Consider the following 24,155-nt stretch of genomic DNA (forward strand, 5'->3'; position numbering starts at 1 on the left):
AAACCAAAAAAAGGAGGTACGACAATTGTCGTACCTCCTTTTTATTTATAGTAATTGTTGTAAGTAGCGTTGGATCCGAGGATTGTCACTAGTAAAAAATGACTGCGTATCCCCATCAAACGTGATTTCACCATCTTCTAAAAAGACGATCCGATCTGCAACTTTTCGTGCAAATTCGACATGGTGAGTCACGACGATTTGGCCATTTCCTGTTTCGGCCAATTTTTTGATAACTAGTAATACTTCTTGTGCCAACTCAGGGTCTAACGCACTCGTTGGTTCATCATAAAGCATAAATTCTGGTTCCATCGCGAGTGCGCGTGCAATGGCGACCCGTTGCATCTGCCCACCAGATAGTTGGCTAGGACGATCCTTCGCTTTGTCGGATAAACCAACTTGTTTCAATAAACCTTCTGCTTGGGTCCGAGCTTGTTCTTTTGACACTTTTTTGACTTGGGTCGGACCTTCCATCACATTTTGGATGACTGTAAAATGAGGGAAAAGATTATACGCTTGGAAAACGATACTAAAATGTCCGCGGTATTTTTTTAATTGCGAAAAAGCAATTTTTTGCGGAAACGTCAGTTTATCGTCACCGATCGTGATCGTTCCGCTGTCTGGTGTTTCTAATAGATCGATTGAACGTAATAAGGTACTTTTTCCAGATCCAGATGGTCCTAAGATCACTGTCGTTTCACCTGGTTGGAAGGTTAGATTGATGTCTTTAAGTACATGATTTCCATCAAATGTTTTATTTAAATTTTCAATTGTCAACATTGTCTGTTCTCCTCCTCCTAATAAACCATCCGTTTTTCAAGCACAGATTGTAGATAATTTAAAAGAGTACAGAAAATCAAGTAATAGACAGCGACCATACAATAAAGCAGTAATGGTTCATAGGTGCGCGCGGCGATTCTTTGGGCCGTCATAAAAATTTCTACAATCGTGATGCTGGCAGCTAGTGAAGTATCTTTTACTAAGCTGACAAAGTTGTTGGATAATGGCGGCAAGGCGATTTTAAAAGCTTGCGGTGCAATGATGCGATATAAAATCTGCCAACGACTCATTCCGAGTGACGCAGCCGATTCATATTGCCCTTGAGGAATCGCTAATAACGCCGAGCGGATATTTTCCGAAGCATAAGCCCCTGTATTTAATGAAAAAGTCAAAATCGCTGCTGTCCAAGCATCCATTTGGATCCCGACAGATGGCAAGCCGAAGAAGACAATAAATAATTGGACAAGTAACGGTGTCCCGCGAAAGATCCAGACGTAGATAAAAAAGATTCCATTGATCAAACGATTTTTAGAGATCCGAGCTAAGGCCGTGACCAATGCTAAAATCATCCCCAACGCAAAAGAGATCAAAGTCAATGGGATCGTCATTTTTATCAGTGCCCAAAATAAAGGCAGCGCTGAGCTTTGAATAATATCAAGTGTTCGTTCCATGTTGTTTACCCCTCGTTCATAATCAGCTGCCGGTAATTAGTACCGACAACATTGCTAGCAGATACCGTTTTACCTCTTGCCGCATTGCGACAAGAGGTAAAAAGTATGCTTATTTAGTGATATCTTTATTGAAATATTTCTCAGATAATTTCGTCAATGTGCCATCTGCTTCTAATTCTTTGATGGCTTTATCCATTTTATCGGCTAAATCTTTGTCATCTTTATGGAGCATCGCAGCCACTTTCGTTGATTCATCTGATGTTTTTACAATTTTAATTGGTGCATCTGGTTTTTGTTTCAAATAGTCATAGTAAGTGACGTCATCGTTCAATGTTGCATCGGCACGTTTGTCCCCAACCAATTCAACTGCTTTACTAAATCCATCGACACTAGAAATGTCTGCGCCTAAGTCTTCAGCCATTTGTGCATAGTTACTCGTCAATGATTGAGCTGAAGTTTTCCCTTTCAAATCTGAGAAGTCTTTGATATCATCATTGTCTTTGTTTACGATCAATGCTGGGTGAGAAACTGAATAAGGTGTCGTGAACAAGTATTTTTCTTTACGTTCATCAGTGATTGATACTTGATTGAAAACGACATCTGTTTTGTTTGCATCAAAAGCAGCCAACATTGAATCCCATGGTGCTTCTACAAATTTAACTTCATAGTCCATTTTTTTAGCGACAGCTTTTGCCACATCTACGTCAAAACCAGTTAGTTTATCATTGTCATCACGATAAGAAAACGGTGAATAAGTTCCTTCTGTCCCGACTCTTAAAACTTTTTTTGAGCTTGAATCGCTACTGTCATCTGATTTTGATTGGCAGCCTGCTAAAAACAAGACTCCTACTGCTAAGATACTAGCAACGGCAATAAGTGATTTTTTCATTTTTCTATTTTCCCTCCAACGCTTGTTGCAAATCATTTTTTAAATCTTCAATATCTTCTATTCCTACTGATAATCGTATCAAACCATCTTTGATTCCGGAAATTTCCCGCTTTTCTTTTGGGATCGATGCATGCGTCATCACAGCTGGTACTTCGATCAAACTCTCAACACCACCCAAACTTTCGGCTAGTGTAATGACTTTCAGTGATTCAACGAATGAAGCGACGGTCCTTTCATCCGCTAATTCAAAGGCCACCATTCCACCAAAACCACGCATTTGCTTTGCTGCGATTTCATGTCCGGGATGATCACTCAAACCTGGATAGTATACCTTTGAGACCAAGGGGTTGTCGACTAAAAAGCTCGCGATTTCGGCTGCATTTTTTTGATGAGCTTCCATTCGAACACCTAGTGTTTTGATCCCGCGGTGTAGCAACCAGCTATCTTGCGGTCCTAACACACCACCAATCGAATTTTGGAAGAAACCAATCTGTTCAGCCAACTCCTCGTTGTTCGTCGTAGCAACGCCCGCTACTAAGTCACTGTGACCGCCCAAATATTTGGTGCCACTGTGGACAACAATGTCTGCACCAAGTGCTAGGGGTTGCTGTAGATAAGGTGTCGCAAACGTATTATCAACGATCGTCAACAAGTCATGTTCTTTGGCCCAAGCAACACTTTTTTCGATATCGATGATTTTCAATAATGGGTTACTTGGTGTTTCCAAAAGCAAGGCTTTCGTTTGGTCTGTTACGACGCTCTCAAGAGCAGAGATATCTCGACTATCCACCATTGTATAACTTAATCCTAAAGGTTTAAAGACTTTATCCATTAAACGGAAAGTTCCGCCATAAACATCGTCTCCCAAAATCAAATGATCACCCGGTTTGAAAATTGATAATGTTGCATGGATTGCTGCCAGACCTGAAGCAAAAGCAAAACCCTTCACGCCACCTTCAAGTTCAGCGACCAATTCTTCTAAAGCTAAACGGGTCGGATTACCTGAACGAGAATATTCAAAATCACCTGGTTGTCCAAGTTTCTTTTGGCGATATGTCGAGGTTTGATAGATTGGAACATTGACCGCACCTGTCAATGGGTCTTCGCTAATACCACCGTGGATCAATTTTGTTGATAAATTCATCGTTGTTTCCTCCTATTTTTTACATTTCTCAAGAATTTTTTTCAATCGATCAGTTTTATTTTAAAGTCTTTCCAGAGCGCTGCGACAACACATGGCGACTCCTCCTTCTTCATTAGGCAGATTTGAATACAAAAAAAGAGGCACAAGCTATTAAAGCTGTACCTCTTGCAATCGTTAAAAGTAAAAAGCATTTAAACGAGTCCAGAACAGTTAATAGGCATGACAAAATGGTATGATGTTTTTTTGCATCATACAACAACACGCTGATTTAACTGTTTGATGGTTCATCATTGTCATGTCGTTCGTCATGGTTCGGACCCCCTTAATTGATTGGCTTAAATTTAGCATTTTAAAAATGAGAAGTCAATAAATTAATTTCTGTCATTTCTTAAAATAACTTTAATCTAGAAATGTTGATTCTCATTAATTTTCTGAATGTGCGCTTTTTTATAAAACAATCAGCGTATAAAAAAACTACAACGTGGCCTCAAAAACGAAGACGTTAGAAAAACATCTGTAGAAAAGACCAAAGATAGCGTAACAAACGGAACAAAATAAATAAAAGAAACAAATTTCCCAAAACGAAGCCCACGGCATTTCCAGCACTAGCTTTTAAATTCCCCCAAGTAAAACGCCGTAAAAAACGTGGCACAGAACTGTACCCATTGCGTTTCAAGCGAAACTTTTCTTCATAGGTCAATTCCAAGATATCATAATAAATGATCTGTAGAGGTTCAGTAGTAAAAAATGCTTTAGCAAAGCCCACCATTAGCGTATAACGCTTGTTGTTTGATGGTAAATTACGGACATTCTTCTTGCTAATAGCGACTTTCTCCTGGTCGATTACTTGATAGCTATATTCCGTTTCTTCGATTTTAACGATCTTAGCTTCAGGTTGATTTTTCGCTAAAAAGGCTTGATAGACTTCTGGAAATTTACGCTGTTGGATCACCAAGAAAATCAATATACCCAGCAAAATAACGATCAGCAAAAGATTCAGCAATAAATGCTCCCCGAAAAAGAAGCTATAAGCGGCAATGATCAGCAACGCGGCTGTACACAAGCTGATCCGTTTCCAATAATAGGTTTGATACATCTTATGGATCGTTCGTTGATAATAATCAAAATCGGCGGTCGCAAAATCCATCTGCTCCCCTCCTTTCACTTACTAACTTTTTCTAAGTATAACGGACAGACGGACAAAAGTCAGTTGCTTTTATTCAGTTAAAGTTAAATGATTAACAGCTTTAGACTATTTTAAATCTTTTTTGTGAAAAATAACACTTTTGTTTTAAAACGCTTTTTTTCTGTCGCTAGTAGGGTATACTAACAGTATAAAAACGATTACTTTTAATCAAGTGAAGGGGTATACTTATGAAAACAGCGATGGTTCTTTCCACTATTTTGATTGCTTTGGTCAATTTTTATCTTTTCTATGTTTATTTTAAAGAGAAAAAAATTAAGGATAGTCTGGAGAAACTAGCTGTAATGTTTGGGGTAAACATGAGCGTACTATTTATCGACAGCCTGCTGTTATTCTTTGGTGCACTCGCTGAAGAAGGCTTTGCTTTATTGACAATTTTGATAGAATTATAAACTAAAAAAACAGACGACACTTCACTCTTTGAGGTTCGTCTGTTTTTTTAAGTCCCGGTAATGGATCTCCAGTTAACGTTTAATTTACGCTATGATTTATCGCTGATTTTCTTTATAGAAAAATTTTTTGGCTGCTTTTAAATAAAAAAGATTGACAAAGAAATTACGATACGCTATTGTATCGTAATAAAAGAGGTGAAATTTTTGAGAAAAAATGTGGGAAGACCTAGAAATAAAGAAGTCGACGAGAAAATTTTAAGTGCGGTCAGAGAGCTGTTGACCCAAAATAGTCCAGATAAATTATCGATTGAGGGCATCGCAGAATATGCCCAAGTCGGAAAGGCGTCAATCTATCGTCGCTATGCAGGCAAAGATGAATTGATCTTAGCTGCCTTAGCCGATGCTAAGTCTATGGATCTAACAAATTTATCACTAGATGCTTCTCCTCTAGCAATCATCTCAGAAATCGTCACTCGTTTTTTAACGACCTACAATAATCCAACCGGTAGACGAATGATCATGATGGCTGTGAATACAACGACTTCCAGTGATAAACTATCCAAGGCGTATTGGGATATCCACGCTATTCCACAAATAGAAGATCTGGCTGCTCTATTAGAAAACTTACAAACACAAAAAAAGTTATCACCCAACATTGATCCAAAAATTGCAGCCGAGACACTAATCAGCGTTTTTACTGCTCAGTTTCTTTTACGTCCACAAGAGGAAGTAGCCGGAGCACTCACACCAATTTTAGAACAATTATTCTCTACTTGGGAATAATTTTTTAACTAATTACGATACGAAACTGTTCTGTATCGAATAACTAAGGAGATCACACTATGACTAATAAAGTATTGATTACTGGAGCTAATAAAGGAATTGGCTTTGAGAGCGCACGTCAATTAGGCCACAAAGGATGGTATATTTTGCTGGGGGCCAGAAATGAAGAACGCGGCTTAGCAGCCGTCCAACAGCTTAAAAATGAAGGGATCGCTAATGTCGAATGGGTCCAGATTGATTTAAATGATTTGGCTTCAATCACTAACGCCGCTGCCTACATTCGAGAAAACCACTCTGATTTGAATGCATTGATCAATAATGCAGGGATTTCTGGCGATATGCATAAGCGGCCTTTAGATTTTACTCTTGATGAATTAAAAGCCGTTACAGAGGTCAATGTTTATGGAAACTTCTCGATGATTAAAGCCTTCACGCCGATTTTAAGCAAAAATCAAGGGAAAATCTTGCATGTGACCCTTCCCGGAATCGGCGCTGGTTCTTTTCGACCTTTCGCCTATATGGCTAGCAAGGCCTCTCTCAATTCAATGATTCGTAACTTTGGGTATGACTTTAAGAAAAACCAGATTTCTGTCGATATCTTTGGTGTCATGCCCGGTGGGATTCAGACCGATTTGAACGACCATATGACCGGCTGGATGATGCGAACATTACCCGAAGGCACCAAGTCAATCGTAGATGTTTTAACTGATGGAAAATCACATCAAGGAAAAATATTGAGCCGTTCAGGGATGGCAGGCTCATTAACAAAGCACCTACTTAAACAAGTCAACATCTTTAGTAAAAACAAATAACCCTTACTTAGAGACTGGCAACTACTTTACACCCTTGTGAGCTGGACTACCTAGCAAAAATCTGCTAGGTAGTTTTTATTCGATAAATCCATACTCAATGATTGTTAATTTACGTTTTAGGCGGTCGATCACTGGAGCAAGTTCTTCAATCGTCTGCCATTCAGGATGTACTGTTAGCTCTTGTTGGATCTTGATCGTTTCCGCATTTAACACCGCATAAATGACTTCTAATACGTCCTTTTTTTCTACCCCTTTACGCAAAGGCAACTTATCTACGACCTCTTCCGTTAAAGTAAGATTTTTACTAAAATCAGCTTGGATTTTTTGATTCATCTTTTCTCGTAAAGGTTCCGGCAAGATCGAAATCTCCGCATAAGCTTTCATCAAAAAATTAAAAGCTACAGGGTATTTCAATTGCAACGTGATCTTATATCTAGTCGCTGCGATCACCATCTCGATCAAGTCATTCGCTCCTGTCCACACAGAATAGTCGATTTTTTGATAGAAAAAATCAGCTGCGTATTCATAAGTGGCTTCATAAAGCCCACTCTTATTTTTAAAATAGTGGAATACCAGTCCTTTGGATACGCCGGCTTGTATAGCAATCTCATCTGTTTTTGTTTCACGATATCCCGAAGTTCCAAATAATTCTGCACTAGCTAATAGAATATTTTTTTCTTTCTTAGGATCTTTTACTATTTCTTTCATTCCATCACTCCATGTCTCGCTTATTGTAGCCCACAAATCCTAAAATCGTCAAAATAATAAAAGCAAGTCCTAATAGGATGGTCACTTGCTGATTAATAGCTTCACTAGGGACCTTTCCTACCCAACCAAAAGGTGAAATAGCCGCATATTTATCTGGAAGATTCATCAGCGGACCAAACATTTTCACCAAGACTCCTACAGCTAAATAGCCCCATAACAATTTACTGGCTTTTGGCACGATCCCAACAAGCGCAGTTGCACAGCCCATAAAAAACAAGATCGCTGGTAAAAAGCCCATAGATGTTTGCCAAAAATAATTTGACGATAAGGGGGCCTGCAAAGTACTATTCCCAATAAAAAAAGTACTGACTAACGCTGAAGTAAAAACAAGTAGGCTAAGGCCTACCCCCACTAAGAAATAACTCAAGACTAGATTCGTCTTTGTTACTTTTTTAGCATGGATCATTTCTAAATACCCTTTATGTTCATCTGATTCCAAACGGAAAACCACTAAAATACCGCTGACAACTGCTAAAACAACAAAAAACAAACCTAGCATATTTAAATAGTTCAACAGTAATGCACGATTCGCTGCATGAACCTGAGAAACACCCAATAATTTTTTATAGGTCGGATTCGTTCCGATAATATCTCCGATCGTCTGAAAAATCGATCCGTAAGCAGCTCCTAAAACAAGACTGCCAAAAACCCAACCAATCATGCTGTTTCGTTCAAGCCGTAAAACCAGTCCAATCGGTGATGAGAGTAAACTACCGGCTGTGGCTTTTCCTTCTTTGCTCGAAAAAACACCACTACCTATATCACGGTTACTTGCAACCCTGGTCGCTACAAGTAAACAACCGACACCTAAACCGAGCATCAAAACGACGGGAAGCCAATTGTTTTGCGAATAAATTTCGGTTTTCTCGACCCAGCCAACTGGTGAAACCCAGGTCCATTTTGGATCGCTGACATCTGTCAGCATCCGGCAGATATACAAAACAGCATACAGACCATAACTAGTAAAATAAGCACTGCGAGTATCGTTCATTAGTTGCCCCATGAGTAAACTAAGAAAACCAAACAAAATACCCATACTAGCAATACTGATGCCCATCAAAAAATTACCTTCATCGTTGGCACCGTTTAGCTGTGCTATGAATAAACTGCCAATATACATTCCCGCCATCACAACATTGATCAAAATGATTTCGATCGTCGTCGCATAAAGGAGTGCTAATCTCCCAACCGAACGCGCACGGACCATTTCTAATAGACCGCTGTCTTCTGCTGCTCTAGTATTAGTGATGGCCAATGAAATATTCATAAAAACCATAAACATCCCTATAAAAACCAACATTTCTGAAGCAAAAACATTAGCCGTAGTATACGGTTTGGTTGCTGTAAACTCACCAAAAAGTGAAACCATCGCAGGCAATTTCAATGTTTGAACAATGGCAGTGATGTCTGATTGTGTCCCGAATAAAACATTAAACTTTATTGCTGCTGAAGCAAATAATCCAACTAAGACAACGATCCAGATCAAATGTTTGATCCGATTTTGTTTAAGATTTGCTTGAAGAAGATAATTCGTTTTTGCTCCACTATGCATGAGAATCAACTCCCCGCTTTTCATAATAATGCATAAACAGATCTTCTAGCGTTGGTGGTGCAGAGATCAAATCAATCAGTTTTCTTTCCGCTAAAAAGCGCATCAAGGTGTCCATTTGATCACGATCAACAGAAAATTCTGCGTTTTGTAGTTGTGAATCGCTAAACTTCAGCTCATAAATTCCCGGTAGCTTCTCTAGTCCCGTCAAAGAATCTTCAGTCCTGACTGTCATTTTTATGCGCGTTAAATGCCGCATAGAAAGTAAGTCGCCTGTCTCAATGATCGCGCCATCACGAATGATCGCAATCCGATCACACATTTTTTCTACTTCAGATAAAATGTGGCTAGAAAGCAAAATACTCTTCCCCGCAGCTTTGAGTCTCATGACTTCTTGCTGAAATGTCCTTTCGTTTAAGGGATCCAATCCTGAAGTGGGTTCATCAAAAATATATAAATCGGCTTCTTGTGACAAAGCTGCGATCAGGGCAACTTTTTGACGATTTCCTTTGGAATAAGTCCGAGCCTTTTTCTTAGGATCTAATTGAAAATTTTGGATCAAGGTTTCCGTTTTTTCCGTCCGTTGCTGGCCATTTAAACGTAACAATAAATCAATAATTTCTCCTCCGGTCAAGTTGGGCCACAGATAAACATCCCCTGGAACATAAGAAAGTCGTTGATGGATCGCCGTATCTTCTTGCCAAACATCTTGACCAAAAATCTGGGCTGTTCCACTTGTCTTTTTCAACATTCCCAACAGAATTCGAATGGTTGTTGATTTTCCTGCGCCATTTGGGCCAATAAATCCCAGTACTTCCCCCTGATTGACCGTAAAGGTGATATCTTTCAAGGCTTCAAAATGCCCAAATTTTTTAGTGACTTGCTGTAATGAAACAATCGGTTGATCCATCTCACTCACTCCTTGATTTCTTCTTTACTGTGAGAATACGCTTTTTTGACTTACCAGTCAATGACTAAGCAGTCAATCAAACGTTTTCCAATCTCTGCGCTTAAATGTAGGAATCTAGGTTCACTATTAGCCACATATTTCTCGAAGTTTTTCGGAAACTGACGTATGATAAAGGAAACCATTGAAGGAGCTTTTTATGACGATTAGTAAAAAAATACCGCCACTACTCTTACTATTAGCCGTGGTCGGTGATTTTTCTCTTCCTTATCTATTAGGGCCAGCTTATCCCGGCTTTAATCAAATGACGATGTTGATCAGTCAACTCGGTGAAGCCAATAGTCCTGTGTACTCTGCTTTTAATCATGGATCAGTCATTACTGGAACCTTATTTATCTTAGGCAGCCTCGGCGTCTATCCTTTTTTTGTCACGGAATCAAAACGGATGGCACAAATCTTGACCAGTGCCATTGCGCTGTATGGCTTTGGTGATTGTCTTTTGACCGGGATCGTCCACATCAGTGAATCTGCTAGTTTTTTTAGTCCCGCTTATTTTTTACATGCTGCTTTTTCAGGCATTGCGATGGTAGCAATGATGTTCGTCCCCTTGCTACTGGCCTATGAAGCTTCTTTGAAAGGAAAAAAAGGGCTTGCTGGCTTTTATCTGGTTTGTTTAGTGATCGCGATCATCACGTTGATCTTATTTGCTGCTTACTATTTACCTGTGATTGGAAAGTTGCTGACAACAACACGTGGTTTTTGGCAACGCACTTCCCTCCTATTCCTTTATTTACCTGCAGCGACGCTTGCTCTTAGACAATTGAAGTATCCATCAAGCCAAGTCTATTGAGCTTGCTCCATAAGACTTAATAAAAAATACCCGATCAATTACTTGATCGGGTATTTTAGGCTTCAATTTATTTTAATAGTTCTTTTAACGCTGCGACACGGCTGGCTAAAGGTCGGCCTAAAGCTTCAGCAAAATTATCAGAATAAACATCCAATTGGTCATTCTTGATATCGTGTTGGAAAGAAAGGAACATTTCTGCAACGGGCTGTGGTAGACCACCTGCTACTAAATTATCAACAAAGCCTTGGTCGTCAGAAGCGATGACTTCAATATCTTTTCCGGTTGCTACTTTTAATGCTTCAGCTAATTCTGCATAAGTGATCGGCTCACCTGATAATTCTAAAATGGCAGGGTATGTTGTTCCGGCTACCGCTTTTGCAGCCACTTCTGCATATTCTCTTCTTAATGCCCAACCAACTTTACCAGCTTCAGCAGCATAAACGAATTTACTACTAGTTAAGGCTTGACCAATAATTGGCATTTCATTTTCTAGGTACCAATTATTTCGTAAGAATGTGTGAGCGATCCCTGATTCTTCGATTACTTTTTCAGTAAAAATATGATCCGCTGCTAGTTCGCTTGTTGAGTGATCGGCATCTGCAAAACTTGTATAAGCAATGTATGAAACCCCTACTTCTTTAGCTGCCTTTACTACATTTTCATGTTCTGCTTGGCGATTTCCTGGTGCCCCTGAGACGAATAGTAAACGGTCAATCCCCTGTAAAACTGACTTCATCGAATCGATAGTAGAATAATCACCAATTCTTACATTGAAGCCTGCTTCCTTCAAAGCGGCACCTTTTTCTTCGCTACGAACTAACGCATAAATTTTATTTTGCGGAACTAATTCCTTCAAAAAATTCAATGCAAGTCCACCGAAACCACCATTTGCTCCTGTTACTAAATAAGTCATATCATTAACACTCCTTTATTTTAATTGTTATCTTTCTTGCTGTACATTTATAAGTTACACCTTTATAATAAACAGTATGGTAGTATTAGTCAAGTAAAAAAAATGAAAGGAGCTTTTAAAATGAAATATTCAATCCAATTCAGTGATGCCATCCACATTCTTACTTACATAGAAATTTTTAAAGATACGAATTACTTATCTAGTGAAATGATTGCCAGTAGCGTCGAAACGAATGCTGCGAATGTTAGAAAAATCATGAGCAATTTAAAGAAATCCCATTTGATCCTTACGCAAACAGGAAAAGCCAAACCAACCCTGGCAAAATCACCAACAGAAATCACCTTGTTGGATGTCTATCAAAGTATTGAAGGAAATACCAATCTGATTCAAGTCGATCCAAAGACGAACCCAGATTGTATTGTGGGCGCGAATATCCAAGATGTCTTAACTTCGACCTATACACGCTTGCAAGCATCCGTTGAAGCTGAAATGTCCCAAATCAGCCTGCAACAAATCATCGAGCAAATCGCTGAATCAGAAAAAAGACCTGAGAATGCTGTATTTGTGAAACCGTATCTCTCATAAACTACTTTTCCACTTTTTACGCTAAAAGACCGCCCTATTTCTTAGGACGGTCTTTTTTAATACAATTTTTTGATCCCGATTTGAGCCGCTCCGATAGCACCCGCAAACTGCGAAAGCTCATCGGTTAGAACAGGCGCCGCTACATATTGTGCTAGGACGCTCGTAAAAGCAGTACTTTTTGATAGACCGCCGGTGAATAAGATTCTTTCCCCTCGTTTAGGTCGTAATTTTGAATATTGACTGCTGATCCGTTGAGCGATCGAATGGAGAACACCTAATGCGATATCTGCTCGTTCTTCGCCTTTTGAGATCAAACTGATAACTTCTGACTCAGCGAAAACAGTGCACATACTATTGATCGTGATCGGTGTAGCGACTTGGACAAATCGATCGATGTCAGTGATTTCTTCGCCTAATGTCCGCATCATCACTTCTACAAAGCGACCTGTTCCAGCTGCACAGCGATCATTCATGCTAAATTCAGTCACATTGCCTTTACCATTTAATTGAATTGCTTTACAATCTTGTCCCCCAATATCAATGACTTGCGTCACTCCAGGTAAAAGGTATTCCGCCCCTTTTCCATGACAAGTGATCTCAGTCATTACTAGGTCAGCTGGGATCAATTTACGACCGTAACCGGTAGTCACTAATTTCACTTTAGTCAAGCCAGATTGTTCTTTAAAATATTCCACGACTTCGGTCATCGCCTTTCGAGGATTACCAGCGGTGGGAATCAAATAACGATCGACAAGTTGATCCTTTGCAAAAAGCACTCCTTTGGTCGTGGTCGAGCCCGAATCTAAACCGATTGTGTACATAAGATCTCTTCTTCCAACATTTCGATAAAGGCCGTCACCCGAGTATTGATCTGCTCGATATCAGCAGTTGAGTAGTCTGTTTCTAAATACATATATGGAATGTGCTTTTCTTCATTCAAGAAGCGTTTGATTTTCAGAGATTCGACCGAAAAAGGGATACAATTTTGCAAGACCATGTCAATCACACCATCGACGTGATAGTCATCGATCATTTGACTCAAGAGCTCTTTCCGGGGTTGATTATTCGTCATGCAGGCACAGCCAATATTGATATATTTATCTGTCAGTGCTTGGTACACATCGGCTTCCTCTTCATCGACCAAGCGCTCCACTGCTTTGGCTACCGTACAATTTTCATAAGCTACTACGATCCCACCGTTTTCTTCGATTGCTCGAATCACTTTTTCAGTCACCCCACCCATTGGTGAGCCCGTTACTAAGATTCTTGGTTTGGCATCCAAACGTTTACCTGCGGCATACTCTGTTTTGACTCTAGTCGTTGTTTCTTCCAATAATTGGATGACTTCTTCTTTATCAAATTTATACTGAGCACCATACATCACTTTGAAAATTTCTTGCCCGCTGATAGCTGGCGGGTTCAGTTGCCCCAAACGATAGAAGTTCTGTTTGGCTACACGCTCACGATTTTTCAGTTTGATTGCAGACCGAATTTTTTCATCTGTGATTTCGACATTCAGAAAGTCTTCCAGTTTTGCTTTAAAACGCACTAGCTCGCTATACCATAATTGTTTGCTCGCCTCACTCGTACGTGTATGGGGCAGCTGCATCAAATACGTCTCTTTGAACTCTTCCATATATTCATACATTTTCTTTTTACCATCACACGTCGTCTCTCCAACTACTAAATCAGAAAAATAAAAATACGGACATTTATCCGTTTTGCCAAAGCCATAACTCGATTTGATCAGTGGGCAAAGATTACGTGGCAGATCTTCCTCAGCATCCGGAATCGTCTCGTCTGAGGTCGAGCACAAACTGATTTGGATCGCTTCGCCTGCCAATACTAATTCTTCTGGCATAAACGTACAATAAACACCTACGACGGGAATCCCTTTTTCTTTGATCTCTTTGACTGCTAAAAAACCTTGTCTACGTGCTTCACCAAAATCAGTAAAAATCTCTGGTAAGCTTGTTTTTACATCCATTTGTTTCACCCTTTCTTTTTAGCTTATCCCTTTAAAAAGAAAATCGTCGAGTCCTTTTTAGCGTGATCTTCTTCCAGAAGGAAAAATAGCCCTTAGAACCTCTAAGTATGCCGATAATTGTCATCGTCGAACCATTTTTCCACCTCCAAACACGCGTTGCAAGCCTTTTCATTATCAGCTACAGTATAACGAAAGTCTTTTTTTACTACAACACTTCTAAAAGAGAATCGTTCTCATCATGTATTTTGATTCACAATGTTTTTGTTTTACTGGATTGCTTCATTTTTATGCTAGCTGAATAACCCGATAGTAAAAAAACTGCCGCAATTCTGCGACAGTTTTCTTCACGTTTTACTTATGATTCTTTACGATTAAATAAAAAGTAGATTGCTGCTAATAAAACACATGAGGCAATCGATACGATATGTCCGCTACTTAGACTCCGTAATAGATGGTGGATAAAATCATCTTCCACAAACATTGAACCGGCTGTGTAGGCAATCAATAGCGCGCCGATCCAGATCAAGAATGGAAAACGATCCATCAATTTTAAAATCATTTGACTACCAAAGACCACGATCGGGATGCTGATAACTAAACCAAAAACCGCTAGTAGAAAATGCCCATCGGCTACGCCGGCAATTGCTAAGACATTGTCTAAACTCATCACCAAATCTGCGATAATGATCGTGCGAACGGCCGAAAAGAAGGTCGTCTCACTCTTGACGTTGGTTTCTTCCCCATTTGAACGCAATAGATCATAGGCGATATAAAACAATAAGACACTACCAATGATTTTGACATAGGGGATCGTCAATAATTCTACCGCGATCAACATTAAGATGATTCGTAAAACGACTGCCCCAGCAGTCCCGATAATGATTGCTTTGTTTCGCGATACAGCCGGCAATTTCCGAGTCGCTAATGCGATGACGACCGCATTATCACCACTTAAAACTAAATTCAACACAATAATCGAAAGAATCTTCGATACCATTGCAATACTCATATTCCCACTCCTACTAAACTAATCTGGTCTATCCTATCACTTTTTCTGAAAAAAGCCATGAAAAAACGCTTAGTTTTCACTATGACCTGTTCTATTGTAGGACATCTAGACTAAAAAGTATAATAGAAATTAATTGTTTTTAGGCTAAAATTTCTTTTCAATCATTTACTGCCGCTCGCTATTTAACTCACGGACAAATCGTGCAGTAATCTCTTTTGGTCTAGTAATCGCACCGCCGACTACAACACCGCTTACACCAAGTTCTTGTGCTTGTTTCGCTTGTTCTGGTGTCTGGATCTGTCCTTCTGCGATCACGGGGATCCCTAGTTTTACTAAGGCTTCCATCAATTCAAAATCAGGTCCTGTTGTAGCTCGATCAGCACTTTCTTGTGTATAACCGCTCAAGGTCGTTCCCACGAAGTCGACCCCAGCTGCATAAGCATTTTTTCCTTCTGCTAGTGTGGCGATGTCTGCCATCAATAGTTGATCAGGATATTGGTTTTTGATTTGTTGGATGAATTGATTGATCGTTAACCCATCGTGCCGGCTTCTCAAGGTACAATCTAAGGCGATGACCTCAACGTTGCAAGCGACTAATTCAGCGATTTCTTGCATGCTAGCAGTAATAAAGGGAGCTTCCGGTGGGTATTGTTTTTTGATCAAACCGATCAGTGGTAGATCGACTAGGGCTTTGATTTCCTGGATATCACGAACAGAATTCGCGCGGATCGCTTTGGCACCCCCTTCCTTTGCGGCCAACGCCATCAATGGCATGATCCCGCCAGTTTCTGTATATAAAGGTTCTCCTGGTAATGCCTGACAAGAAACAATCAGACCATCTTTGATTTGATTCAAAAAATCTATTTTTTCCATCTATGATTCCACTCCATTCATTTTTAACTCTCTATGAAAAGGGTAACATTGAAAGCGGTCACTGACTAGTTAAAAATAGCCTATCACTATTTTTAGTGATAGGCTATTTTATTTGATGGTTGTTGCAGCTAAAGAAAAATCACCGATCGCAGAACGGATGGCTTCGGTATTCGTAAAGTTCTGTGTCAATACAACGATCGCAAAGGGGTTTTCTTTGGTTAAGACTAAGCCGATATCATTTTCGACAGTATCTAATTCCCCTGTTTTGTTTGCCACGACGACATCCGTCGGAAGTTTACTAGGAATTTTGGTGCGGACCGTTTGCCCTTCCATGATTTCTAGCATTGTAGAATACGGCGCGATCGCACGTTGCTGATAGAGGCGCTTCAAAAAAGTCATACAATCAGTCAGTGAGGTATAATTTTCTTTGCCTTGTGCTCGGGCATCGTTATCCAACATCAAACGCTCTAAGCGAGTATCAGGATAGCCTTGCGTTTGGAAATAGTGATTCAATTTTTCCATGCCAAAATGGGTGATCAAGGCATTGGTCGCGGCATTATCACTTTGTTGGATCATCGGAAGAAGCCAATCCATCAAGGAACTTCCTTCGATCTCCTCATTTGAATTGGCTTGGGTCAAGGCGTACTCCATGATGAATACCTTAATAACACTCGCCGACACTGTCGGTGCAGAATTATTGCTGGATAATTCTTTCCCACTATCAAAATAATAGACCCCATAGTAAACTGGATTCGCATTGGCTTGTAGCTTGCTGGCATCTAATTGTTTGGCCGCTTCCTTCGTTTGCTCAGAACTGTTCGTCATTGTCGGTAAGCTGCTACTCGTAGTCGATACTTCCATTGGACTGCTTGACGTTGCTTTAGTTATAGTACGCGGATTTTTTTGTGTCGTTGCACTTGGTTTAGCGGGCTGATTTAATAACCCACGGCCAACACTATAAGAAATAAGCGCGATGGCTAAAAAACAGGCCCCGATGCCAATTGATTTGACTCGTTTTATTTTTTTAGGATTTGCGTGTCTAGCCAAAAGGATTCAACTTCTTTCTATTAAGAGATCCAGACTTCGTTGACACCATCATTTTTAGTAACGCCATCGGTTAAAGCCAAGCGAGAAGAATAAGAAACGTAGCCATAATATGTTTGAGTGCTACCGGCATCCCAAGTCACCGTGATACGGACATTCGGATTGATCATTTTAGTATCCGGCATATCTGATGGGTATTGATCGTTGGTCTCATAACTTAAAACATCTCCGCTAGCACTAGTGATCGTTGCTTGACCAAAATACTGCGTACCGTTGACATTTTTTTGTGTCACACTACCATTGGCTCCGATCGTTAATGAGCCTTGTTTTTGACTTGATTGTGAATAGTAGAAATAATAAGTATTTGCCCACTTAGCATAATCACCACTAAAGGCACTGCCTGAAGAAGACTTGGCTGAGTCCTTCGCCTTTTGACTAGAATCCGTGGTTTGATCCTCTTGCTTCAAGCCATCATCATTCTTTTCTTGCAGTTCATCGACTTCATCGGCTATTTCAGCAAACTCACTTCGTCCAAGATCACTAGCTGAAATCTGACTTAATTTCAGATTAGATTTTTTGTACTCACCATTGATCGTCAATTCTTTCGCTTCTGCGATCAACTTATCGTATTTACTGGTATCGATTTTGTTAGAAGATGACGTACTATTTAATGTAGCTGCAGTCGATGACGGTGTTGTTGCTTCATCATTAGAACTTCCCGCCAGCGCTAGCCCTACACCAACGACGACAGCTAAGATCACTACACCGCCCAGGACCATCAGCCATTTAGGAAAGCCACCTTTAGGATTAGGCGTTTGATTGCTTGGCTCCGGATTCTTTTGCAAATTCGTTCCTTGATTTCTTTTAGGGGTGTTTTCAACCGTTTCAAATGCATACCCACATTGTTCACAAAAACGTGATTGCTCATTATTTTCCGCCCCACACGTTGGACAATATTTCATTTTTCATCGACTCCTTGAATTTTGCTTATATCTTTTTACGATCCTTTTTCCTTACCCCGATTTTACCATATCACCCCTGCAAACGTCGGAGATTCTTTTAGTTCACAAAAAAACTTACCCACAATCAGTGTGGATAAGTTTATTATTTCAACATGCTGGCAGTTAAGCTAAATTCAGCGATCGCCGTCCGAGTACTGACAATGTCTGACACCTCACTAGCAAGCACCACAATGGCAAACGGATGGTCTTTATCAAAGACGATCCCAATATCATTTTCAACGGTTTGTTGTGCACCAGAAAGATTGGCAATCGTCATATTTTTAGGAATCTTCTCTGGAATTTTATTTTTGATCTGCTGTCCTTCCATCAATTGGAGCATCGCTTTTTGCGGTGCCTTTTTACGCTTGCTATAGAGCTTTTTCAAAAGAGTCATACAATCATTGACCGACGTATAATTTTCTTTGTCGGTGCTCAGAACATTGATGTCCAACATCCGCCGTTCGATCCGCGTATCCGAATACCCTTGGTCTTGGAAATAGGCGTTCATCGCATCCATGCCATAATGATCAATCAAAACATTCGTTGCAGCGATATCATTTTGTTGGATCATCGGTGCTAACCACTCACTCAACGTTTTATTTTCGATCACTTGCTGGCTACCACCGGTTTGATTCATAGCGTAATCCATGATAAACGCATTGATTACATTGGCTGCCACCATCGGCTGATTGTTCTGATGGTTCAAATCCGTTTTGTCTTTAAAATAATAGACACCATACGACACATTGCCTGCACTATTTAATAAAGCAGTCGCATCTAAATTGACCGTGGCTTTTTCTTTGCTGGCTTCTGTTTTACTCGTGCTAGCACTTGTTTCTTTGGCCTTCGTTGTCGAGCTACTCTTTTTGGTGGCTTTCTTCGTGGCTTTTTTTGCTGAGCTTTTTGTTGTGGTGCTCGCTTGTGTCGAAGAATTTTTTTCAGTTGTCGACTGGCTTTTTTTAGTAGCTACCATTGCTTGGGGTGCTTTTTCCGAATGACTAAACAATTGCGTAGCACCAAAAATCGCTACACCTGCAATTGCCAAAGTTGCCACTCCGACTACGATATATTTTTTCACCTTGATCTCACTCGGCTCACTATGTCTGCCCAATTCCTTCACCTTCTCCCGTCGGTCACAGACCCACTATTCGTCAGATTAAGTTTATCATAAATCCAAAACAAACTTCCTTTATTTGACACAAAATAAAAAAATTGATTTGAATCGTGCCTTTTCCCAAACAAAACAAAGAGCCCTCAAAAAACTGAGGGCTCTCTTGCTAGGACCACGTTGACGTTTAGTCTTTGTTTCTTAATTTACCTTTTTCTTACGGTAGATATACATAACTACTGATAGACAAACAATCAATGCCCCTAAGTAGATCACTATATCTAAGGTTTGCGATCCGGTAGAAGGAAGCATCCCCTTACTGCTACTCGATTGACTTGTAGCTCCGCCAGTACTTCGGTTTGTACCACTTGTTGTATTACTGCCAGAAGTTAGACGACTATTTTTTCTTTCACTTGCTTTGAGCGTGTTGGTCAGATTATAACCAAATACTTGACTGCGATACCCTTCGACTGTTGCTTCATCGATCGTATAGACATAGCGTTTGCCTGAAGCATCTTTTTCAGGTAAGTCTTTAAAGGTGTAGCGCCAATTCGATGCTCGGCTAGCTACCGTTTCCGCGATTTTCTTCTCATTTTGGAACAGATAGACAGTAATAGTATTTGGCCGTTTCTCAGCAGCATCATTATCATCTTTCCAGGTTTTCTGACCAGAAATATCGATCGTCAACAAGCTATTCGTGACATCCATCCCCTCTTCTGTTGCTTGGTAATTTGGTAATAACACTTGGCCAGCTGAATCTTTCACTACTTCCTTCACAGTATATGCATATTCTTTTCCGGCTTGATCATATTTGATTAGATCCTTGAAAGTATAGTTCCAGTCCTGTTTCGCAGTCGTTTTTTCGATGACTTCTTTTCCGTCCTTATCCGTATAGGCTTTGCCATTTTGATAAAGCTGGACTTGGATTGCATTTGGACGTGATTTGTAGGCATTGTCTTGATCGTCCCATGTTTTTTGACCAGTCAATTCGATTGTTTCCAAACGATTAGTCACGGCCATTCCTTCTTCGACTGCTTGATAGTTTGGATACAAGGCCTGATCTTTTTCAGTGACGATTTCTTTGATCGTATAGACAAAGGCCGTTCCGTCAGCTTTGTATTCCGGTAAATTATCAAACGTCGCTTGCCACGTATTCGTGTTTTTATCAGACGCTTTTAACTCTTGGAACACTGGCTGGCCTTCACTATCTTGATATGCTTTGCCATCTTGATACAATTGGACTTTAATCGATTCTGGGCGAGTATCATAACTATTCGCTTGATCATCCCATTTTTTCGTAGCTTCTTTACTAATGGTCGTCAACGTATTCGTAATAACCGTTGGTGACTCGGCTTCATCTGCCACAGTCGCCGTGTAATTCTTCAAATCGTCGGTCATTACTTCTTCCATTGTATAGTCATAAGGATTTCCTTCAGCATCGAATTCGACTAGCTTAGTGAATGTCGCTTGCCAATCGTTCTCCGCACTCAATTTGACGATGGCCGCTTTGCCATCTGGATAAGAATACGCCACACCGTTTTGTTTCAATTGGACACTGATCGATGTTGGTCGTGTCTTCAATTGATTGTCTTGGTCATCCCATGTTTTCCTGACTGCTTTTTCAATAAACTGCAACTCATTTTTGATCGCCAGCTCTTTTTCAGTTACCGTATAGTTTTTCAACTGATCTGTTTGTATCTCTTTGACTGAATAGTTATAGGCTTTGCCTTCAGGATCCAATTCTGGTAGCTGATCAAACTGATAGCTCCATGTGCCAGCTGGATTCGTTGAGACTGTCTGGATGACTTCATTCCCATCCGGATCTACAAATTTCTCGTCATTTTGATACAGTTGGACTTCGATTTGACTTGGTCGTACTTGGTAGCTATTTTCAGTATCTTGCCACGTTTTCTGACCTTCTACACTCGTCAAACGATACGTGTTCGTTGCCGTCAAGCCAGTTGTTTCAGCTTGATAATCTGGTTGGCTACTCGTTTCTTTGACTGTATAGGTGTAAAGATTTCCTTGCTTGTCCTTTTTAGGTAAGTTGTCAAAGGTGTAGCTCCACTGATCATCCGCCACTTTCAAGGTCACTTCGTAGCTATTATTTTGTCGATCGGTCATCGGTTGATCATTTTGGAGCAACTGCAAGGTAACATCCTGACGTTTTTCACTGTAACCGTCATCTTGCCACGTCTTGTTGACCGTGATATCTGTCACCGAAAGTGTATTCGTGATCTGTAATGAACCGTCATCGACCGTATAATCAGGTAGTGCAATATCTCCCGCATTAACGATTTCACGGACATAATAATGAAGTAATGTGCCATTTTTATTCCGTTCAGGCAATCCCGTGATCGCTAATGTCCACGTACCCGAGTCATTGGTTGGTCGGGTCATCACAAACTGACCTTGACCATTGTCATTAGGATTGTTCGTTTTGAATAACTGAGCATCGGCTGGATTTGTTCCGTCCGCATAGGCATACAATTGGAAACGGATCGAATTTGGTCGGGTCAAGAAATTATCTGCTTGATCATCCCACGTCTTTTGGACTTCGATCTCGACTTCATTCAAGCTATTTGTAAGTGTCCCTTCAGTTTCAGCCACATGGTCACTATCTGTCAGATAGACTTCTTTGCCAGCTGGATAGTGAAGGTTTTCTTTCACCCCATAAATAGCCGCTTGTCCGGTTGGGATCACGGACGGCAGATCAGTAAAACTATATGACCAACTACTAGCAGCTGAATTTCCAGTGATCTCTTGGGTTGTTTTGACTGCATCCGTCGCATTCGTAAAGACGTCTTTAAATGGTTTGAAGTTGCCGTTCGCATCTTGGACCATTAATTCTAATTCGAGGTACTCTGGACGCATGCCATAGAAGTTATTGTTATCTTTCCATGTTTTTGTCCCTGTGATTTTTTTGGTCAACAATTGATTGGTCAATTCTTTTTGATCATTTTTGCCTTCGTAACCCGCGATTTGAGCTTCACGGATCGCATAATCGATCGTTTTGCCTTTCGCATCATACTTAGGTAGATCTTTGAATGTATAGCGGTATTGATTCGTGTTGTCTGGATCTTTTTCCAGTGTCGCAGTGACTGCTTGACCATTTTTCAACACGACTTGATAATCGTCTTGACTATCCGTTCGTGAAACTAAGGTCACTAGCAATGTTTCAGGACGGATACCGTAACGATTGTCCTCGTCTTCCCAGGTCTTCGTGGCAGTCAAATCTCTTACCACTAACGTATTCTTCAGATTCAGCGTGGCTTGTTCGGCGTCATCTGTGACTACTTCTGATTGATAGTTATCAGAAAACACGACTTCTTTTACCGTATAGATATAGTCTTTACCAGTTTCATCAGCTTTTGGTAGACCGGTAAAAGTATACTGCCATTGGTTCGCATCCTCATCGGCTTGATTCGCCGCTGTCACATCCAACGCATCGCCATAAGCTTTGCCATTTTGCAACAATTGGACTTTGATTGGTTGGCGTGTATTGTATTGATTGTCTTGGTCATCCCAAGTTTTATGACCTTCAAGATCGACCGTTTTTAATGTATTGGTGAATTTGAAGCTATAGCTTGGAATACCCTCCTTGATCGTCAGCTTACTGGTCATGGCCGACTCATAGCCCGCCGATCCTTCAAACGTTTCTTTTGCTGTATACACATAGTTATTCCCATAACTATCCGTATATGGTAGATCCTCTAAGCTTGCCTGCCACTCATTCTTAGCATTCAATTCGACGATCTTTTCAATGACTGGACTATCTAGATTGTCTGTCGCTCCTGTGATCGTAACAGTCAGTTTCTCTGGTAATTTGACTGTATCGGTCGACCGAACCCATTCCTTTGCAACCTGTAACTTAGCCTTAACTTGATTTGTCATCGAAATCGTCGGAATCGTATAGCCATCTGCCTCAGGTTCTACTGTGGTATTTCCAAGAGCGATCCTACCACTATCAAAGACGATGAATTCTTGCTCTCCATCAACGATATAGTTTTGGTTCGCAGCCGAAGCTACCTCGACTAGTTTATAGTGGCCTGCTTTCAAGTCGCCGATTGCAAGCTTCCCAGCACTATCGGTGAAATAACTACCTTTTTTGATCATTCCACTGCCAATTTCATAGAGTTCAAATTCAATATTAGCTAAGTGTGTCGTAGTCACGAAATTTGGATTCTCAGCCTGGGTCACTTGCTGACCAAATTTTTCTAATTTGATCGTGCCAGTTATAGGATAATTCGTGATGTTCGCAATGAGATTGCCATCATCAGCAACGGTAATTGCCTCAGCCACTTGTTCCCAACCTACGATAGCGTCTTTTTCAACGACTTGATAATGGTAGTCATTGCCAGCTAAATCTTGTTTAGGCAAATTCAAGAACTGATACTTAAATTGGTTGCTTGCTTGTGCATAGACTTCATCGACTTTCGTATAGCCCAGGTCTTGATCCGTTTTCCGATTCAATTCGATCGTTACACCTGAATAGGCGATTGGATCATCGGTCGCCCATTTCTTTTGCCCAGATAAATCGATGGTTTCACCTTTGATATTTTCTATTTCAAGATAATTTACACCATCAACGGTTTTTAGTACGACACCTTTACTTTTAGCATCGGCAATATTGCCTAACGTGAGATTGCCTGACCCGTCTACTTTGATTTGGATCGCAGTAGCTGGTGTTCCAAAGCGTGAGACTGTGCCAGAGGGACTGCGTGATTCGTATAACCAATAGGTCCCTTTCGGAATGGCTGACACCGTTGCTATACCCGCATCATTTGTTCGGGCTTGTCGCAGCGCCAAAGCACTCTTTTTGGCATCTAGTAACTTGAAGGTTGCACCTGTTAAAATCGGTTTTCCAGCTTCATCAACTTTATTCAATT

At 40.5% G+C, this 24,155-nt stretch carries 22 protein-coding genes; 5 read left to right on the forward strand and 17 right to left on the reverse strand.

The genetic code is table 11. From position 1 onward, the window contains the following. Positions 1-45 precede the first annotated feature (45 nt). The 5 genes from RV04_RS01450 to RV04_RS01470 all read right to left on the reverse strand — a co-directional run bounded on the left by RV04_RS01450 (position 46) and on the right by RV04_RS01470 (position 4,628). Entirely contained in the window at positions 46-777 is a 732-nt protein-coding gene (locus tag RV04_RS01450) for an amino acid ABC transporter ATP-binding protein (RefSeq protein ID WP_071856693.1), read from the reverse strand. Positions 778-794: 17 nt separating this feature from the next. Further along, positions 795-1,448 (reverse strand): amino acid ABC transporter permease, encoded by a 654-nt coding sequence (locus RV04_RS01455; RefSeq protein WP_071856694.1) that lies wholly within the window; start codon positions 1,446-1,448, stop codon positions 795-797. Positions 1,449-1,557: 109 nt separating this feature from the next. Then, entirely contained in the window at positions 1,558-2,337 is a 780-nt protein-coding gene (locus RV04_RS01460) for an amino acid ABC transporter substrate-binding protein (protein ID WP_071856695.1), read from the reverse strand. Positions 2,338-2,341: 4 nt separating this feature from the next. Continuing rightward, positions 2,342-3,481, reverse strand: a complete 1,140-nt coding sequence (locus RV04_RS01465) for a cystathionine gamma-synthase (RefSeq protein ID WP_071856696.1) — start codon at positions 3,479-3,481, stop codon at positions 2,342-2,344. Between the two features lie 502 nt (positions 3,482-3,983). Continuing rightward, positions 3,984-4,628 carry a hypothetical protein gene (locus tag RV04_RS01470; protein ID WP_071856697.1) on the reverse strand — a complete coding sequence of 215 codons (645 nt, stop codon included), beginning with the start codon at positions 4,626-4,628 and terminating at the stop codon, positions 3,984-3,986. 227 nt (positions 4,629-4,855) lie between these two features. Here RV04_RS01470 and RV04_RS01475 point away from each other — a divergent pair, with 227 nt between their 5' ends. The 3 genes from RV04_RS01475 (at position 4,856) to RV04_RS01485 (ending at position 6,672) form a co-directional block, all read left to right on the forward strand. Further along, positions 4,856-5,077, forward strand: coding sequence for a hypothetical protein (locus RV04_RS01475; RefSeq protein WP_071856698.1), 222 nt, complete (start codon positions 4,856-4,858; stop codon positions 5,075-5,077). Positions 5,078-5,281: 204 nt separating this feature from the next. Then, positions 5,282-5,860, forward strand: coding sequence for a TetR/AcrR family transcriptional regulator (locus RV04_RS01480; RefSeq protein ID WP_071856699.1), 579 nt, complete (start codon positions 5,282-5,284; stop codon positions 5,858-5,860). Between the two features lie 59 nt (positions 5,861-5,919). Then, a complete protein-coding gene (locus RV04_RS01485; protein ID WP_071856700.1) occupies positions 5,920-6,672 on the forward strand; it encodes an SDR family NAD(P)-dependent oxidoreductase in 753 nt (250 codons plus the stop codon). Positions 6,673-6,747: 75 nt separating this feature from the next. Here the strand turns inward: RV04_RS01485 and RV04_RS01490 are convergent, their stop codons facing one another. The 3 genes from RV04_RS01490 to RV04_RS01500 are packed head-to-tail and all read right to left on the reverse strand — an operon-like array spanning position 6,748 to position 9,899. Next, the gene (locus RV04_RS01490; protein ID WP_071856701.1) at positions 6,748-7,380 is read right to left on the reverse strand and encodes a TetR/AcrR family transcriptional regulator; all 633 of its coding nucleotides are present in this window, start codon (positions 7,378-7,380) and stop codon (positions 6,748-6,750) included. Positions 7,381-7,384: 4 nt separating this feature from the next. Further along, positions 7,385-8,992 carry an ABC transporter permease gene (locus RV04_RS01495; RefSeq protein ID WP_071856702.1) on the reverse strand — a complete coding sequence of 536 codons (1,608 nt, stop codon included), beginning with the start codon at positions 8,990-8,992 and terminating at the stop codon, positions 7,385-7,387. Further along, entirely contained in the window at positions 8,985-9,899 is a 915-nt protein-coding gene (locus RV04_RS01500) for an ABC transporter ATP-binding protein (protein WP_071856703.1), read from the reverse strand. The genes RV04_RS01495 and RV04_RS01500 overlap by 8 nt, the downstream gene beginning before the upstream one ends. A 196-nt stretch (positions 9,900-10,095) precedes the next feature. Between RV04_RS01500 and RV04_RS01505 the strand changes: the two genes are divergently transcribed. Continuing rightward, positions 10,096-10,746 (forward strand): DUF998 domain-containing protein, encoded by a 651-nt coding sequence (locus RV04_RS01505; protein ID WP_071856704.1) that lies wholly within the window; start codon positions 10,096-10,098, stop codon positions 10,744-10,746. A gap of 67 nt (positions 10,747-10,813) precedes the next feature. Here RV04_RS01505 and RV04_RS01510 read toward each other — a convergent pair whose 3' ends face one another. Beyond that, positions 10,814-11,659, reverse strand: coding sequence for an SDR family oxidoreductase (locus RV04_RS01510; RefSeq protein WP_071856705.1), 846 nt, complete (start codon positions 11,657-11,659; stop codon positions 10,814-10,816). Between the two features lie 120 nt (positions 11,660-11,779). Between RV04_RS01510 and RV04_RS01515 the strand changes: the two genes are divergently transcribed. Then, positions 11,780-12,244 (forward strand): Rrf2 family transcriptional regulator, encoded by a 465-nt coding sequence (locus tag RV04_RS01515; protein ID WP_071856706.1) that lies wholly within the window; start codon positions 11,780-11,782, stop codon positions 12,242-12,244. A 56-nt stretch (positions 12,245-12,300) separates the two neighbouring features. Here RV04_RS01515 and RV04_RS01520 read toward each other — a convergent pair whose 3' ends face one another. The 8 genes from RV04_RS01520 to RV04_RS01555 all read right to left on the reverse strand — a co-directional run bounded on the left by RV04_RS01520 (position 12,301) and on the right by RV04_RS01555 (position 24,153). Further along, on the reverse strand, positions 12,301-13,065 hold the full coding sequence (locus RV04_RS01520) for an acyl-CoA dehydratase activase (RefSeq protein ID WP_071856707.1): 765 nt from the start codon (positions 13,063-13,065) through the stop codon (positions 12,301-12,303). After that, on the reverse strand, positions 13,047-14,231 hold the full coding sequence (locus RV04_RS01525) for a double-cubane-cluster-containing anaerobic reductase (RefSeq protein ID WP_071856708.1): 1,185 nt from the start codon (positions 14,229-14,231) through the stop codon (positions 13,047-13,049). Before RV04_RS01525 ends, RV04_RS01520 begins: the two co-directional genes overlap by 19 nt. 355 nt (positions 14,232-14,586) lie before the next feature. Further along, positions 14,587-15,240, reverse strand: coding sequence for a TerC family protein (locus tag RV04_RS01530; RefSeq protein WP_071856709.1), 654 nt, complete (start codon positions 15,238-15,240; stop codon positions 14,587-14,589). Between the two features lie 165 nt (positions 15,241-15,405). Continuing rightward, on the reverse strand, positions 15,406-16,113 hold the full coding sequence (locus RV04_RS01535; protein WP_071856710.1) for an N-acetylmannosamine-6-phosphate 2-epimerase: 708 nt from the start codon (positions 16,111-16,113) through the stop codon (positions 15,406-15,408). Between the two features lie 108 nt (positions 16,114-16,221). After that, positions 16,222-17,160: a serine hydrolase gene (locus tag RV04_RS01540; RefSeq protein WP_071856711.1), complete on the reverse strand. Its 939-nt coding sequence runs from the start codon at positions 17,158-17,160 to the stop codon at positions 16,222-16,224. Between the two features lie 20 nt (positions 17,161-17,180). Beyond that, entirely contained in the window at positions 17,181-18,119 is a 939-nt protein-coding gene (locus RV04_RS01545; protein WP_071856712.1) for a zinc ribbon domain-containing protein, read from the reverse strand. Positions 18,120-18,261: 142 nt separating this feature from the next. Next, a complete protein-coding gene (locus tag RV04_RS01550) occupies positions 18,262-19,278 on the reverse strand; it encodes a serine hydrolase (RefSeq protein WP_245791025.1) in 1,017 nt (338 codons plus the stop codon). Between the two features lie 189 nt (positions 19,279-19,467). Beyond that, entirely contained in the window at positions 19,468-24,153 is a 4,686-nt protein-coding gene (locus RV04_RS01555; RefSeq protein WP_071856714.1) for a Cna B-type domain-containing protein, read from the reverse strand. Positions 24,154-24,155: the final 2 nt, after the last annotated feature.

Origin of the sequence: Enterococcus hermanniensis (genome assembly GCF_001885945.1) — a bacterium.
Classification (GTDB): domain Bacteria; phylum Bacillota; class Bacilli; order Lactobacillales; family Enterococcaceae; genus Enterococcus_A; species Enterococcus_A hermanniensis.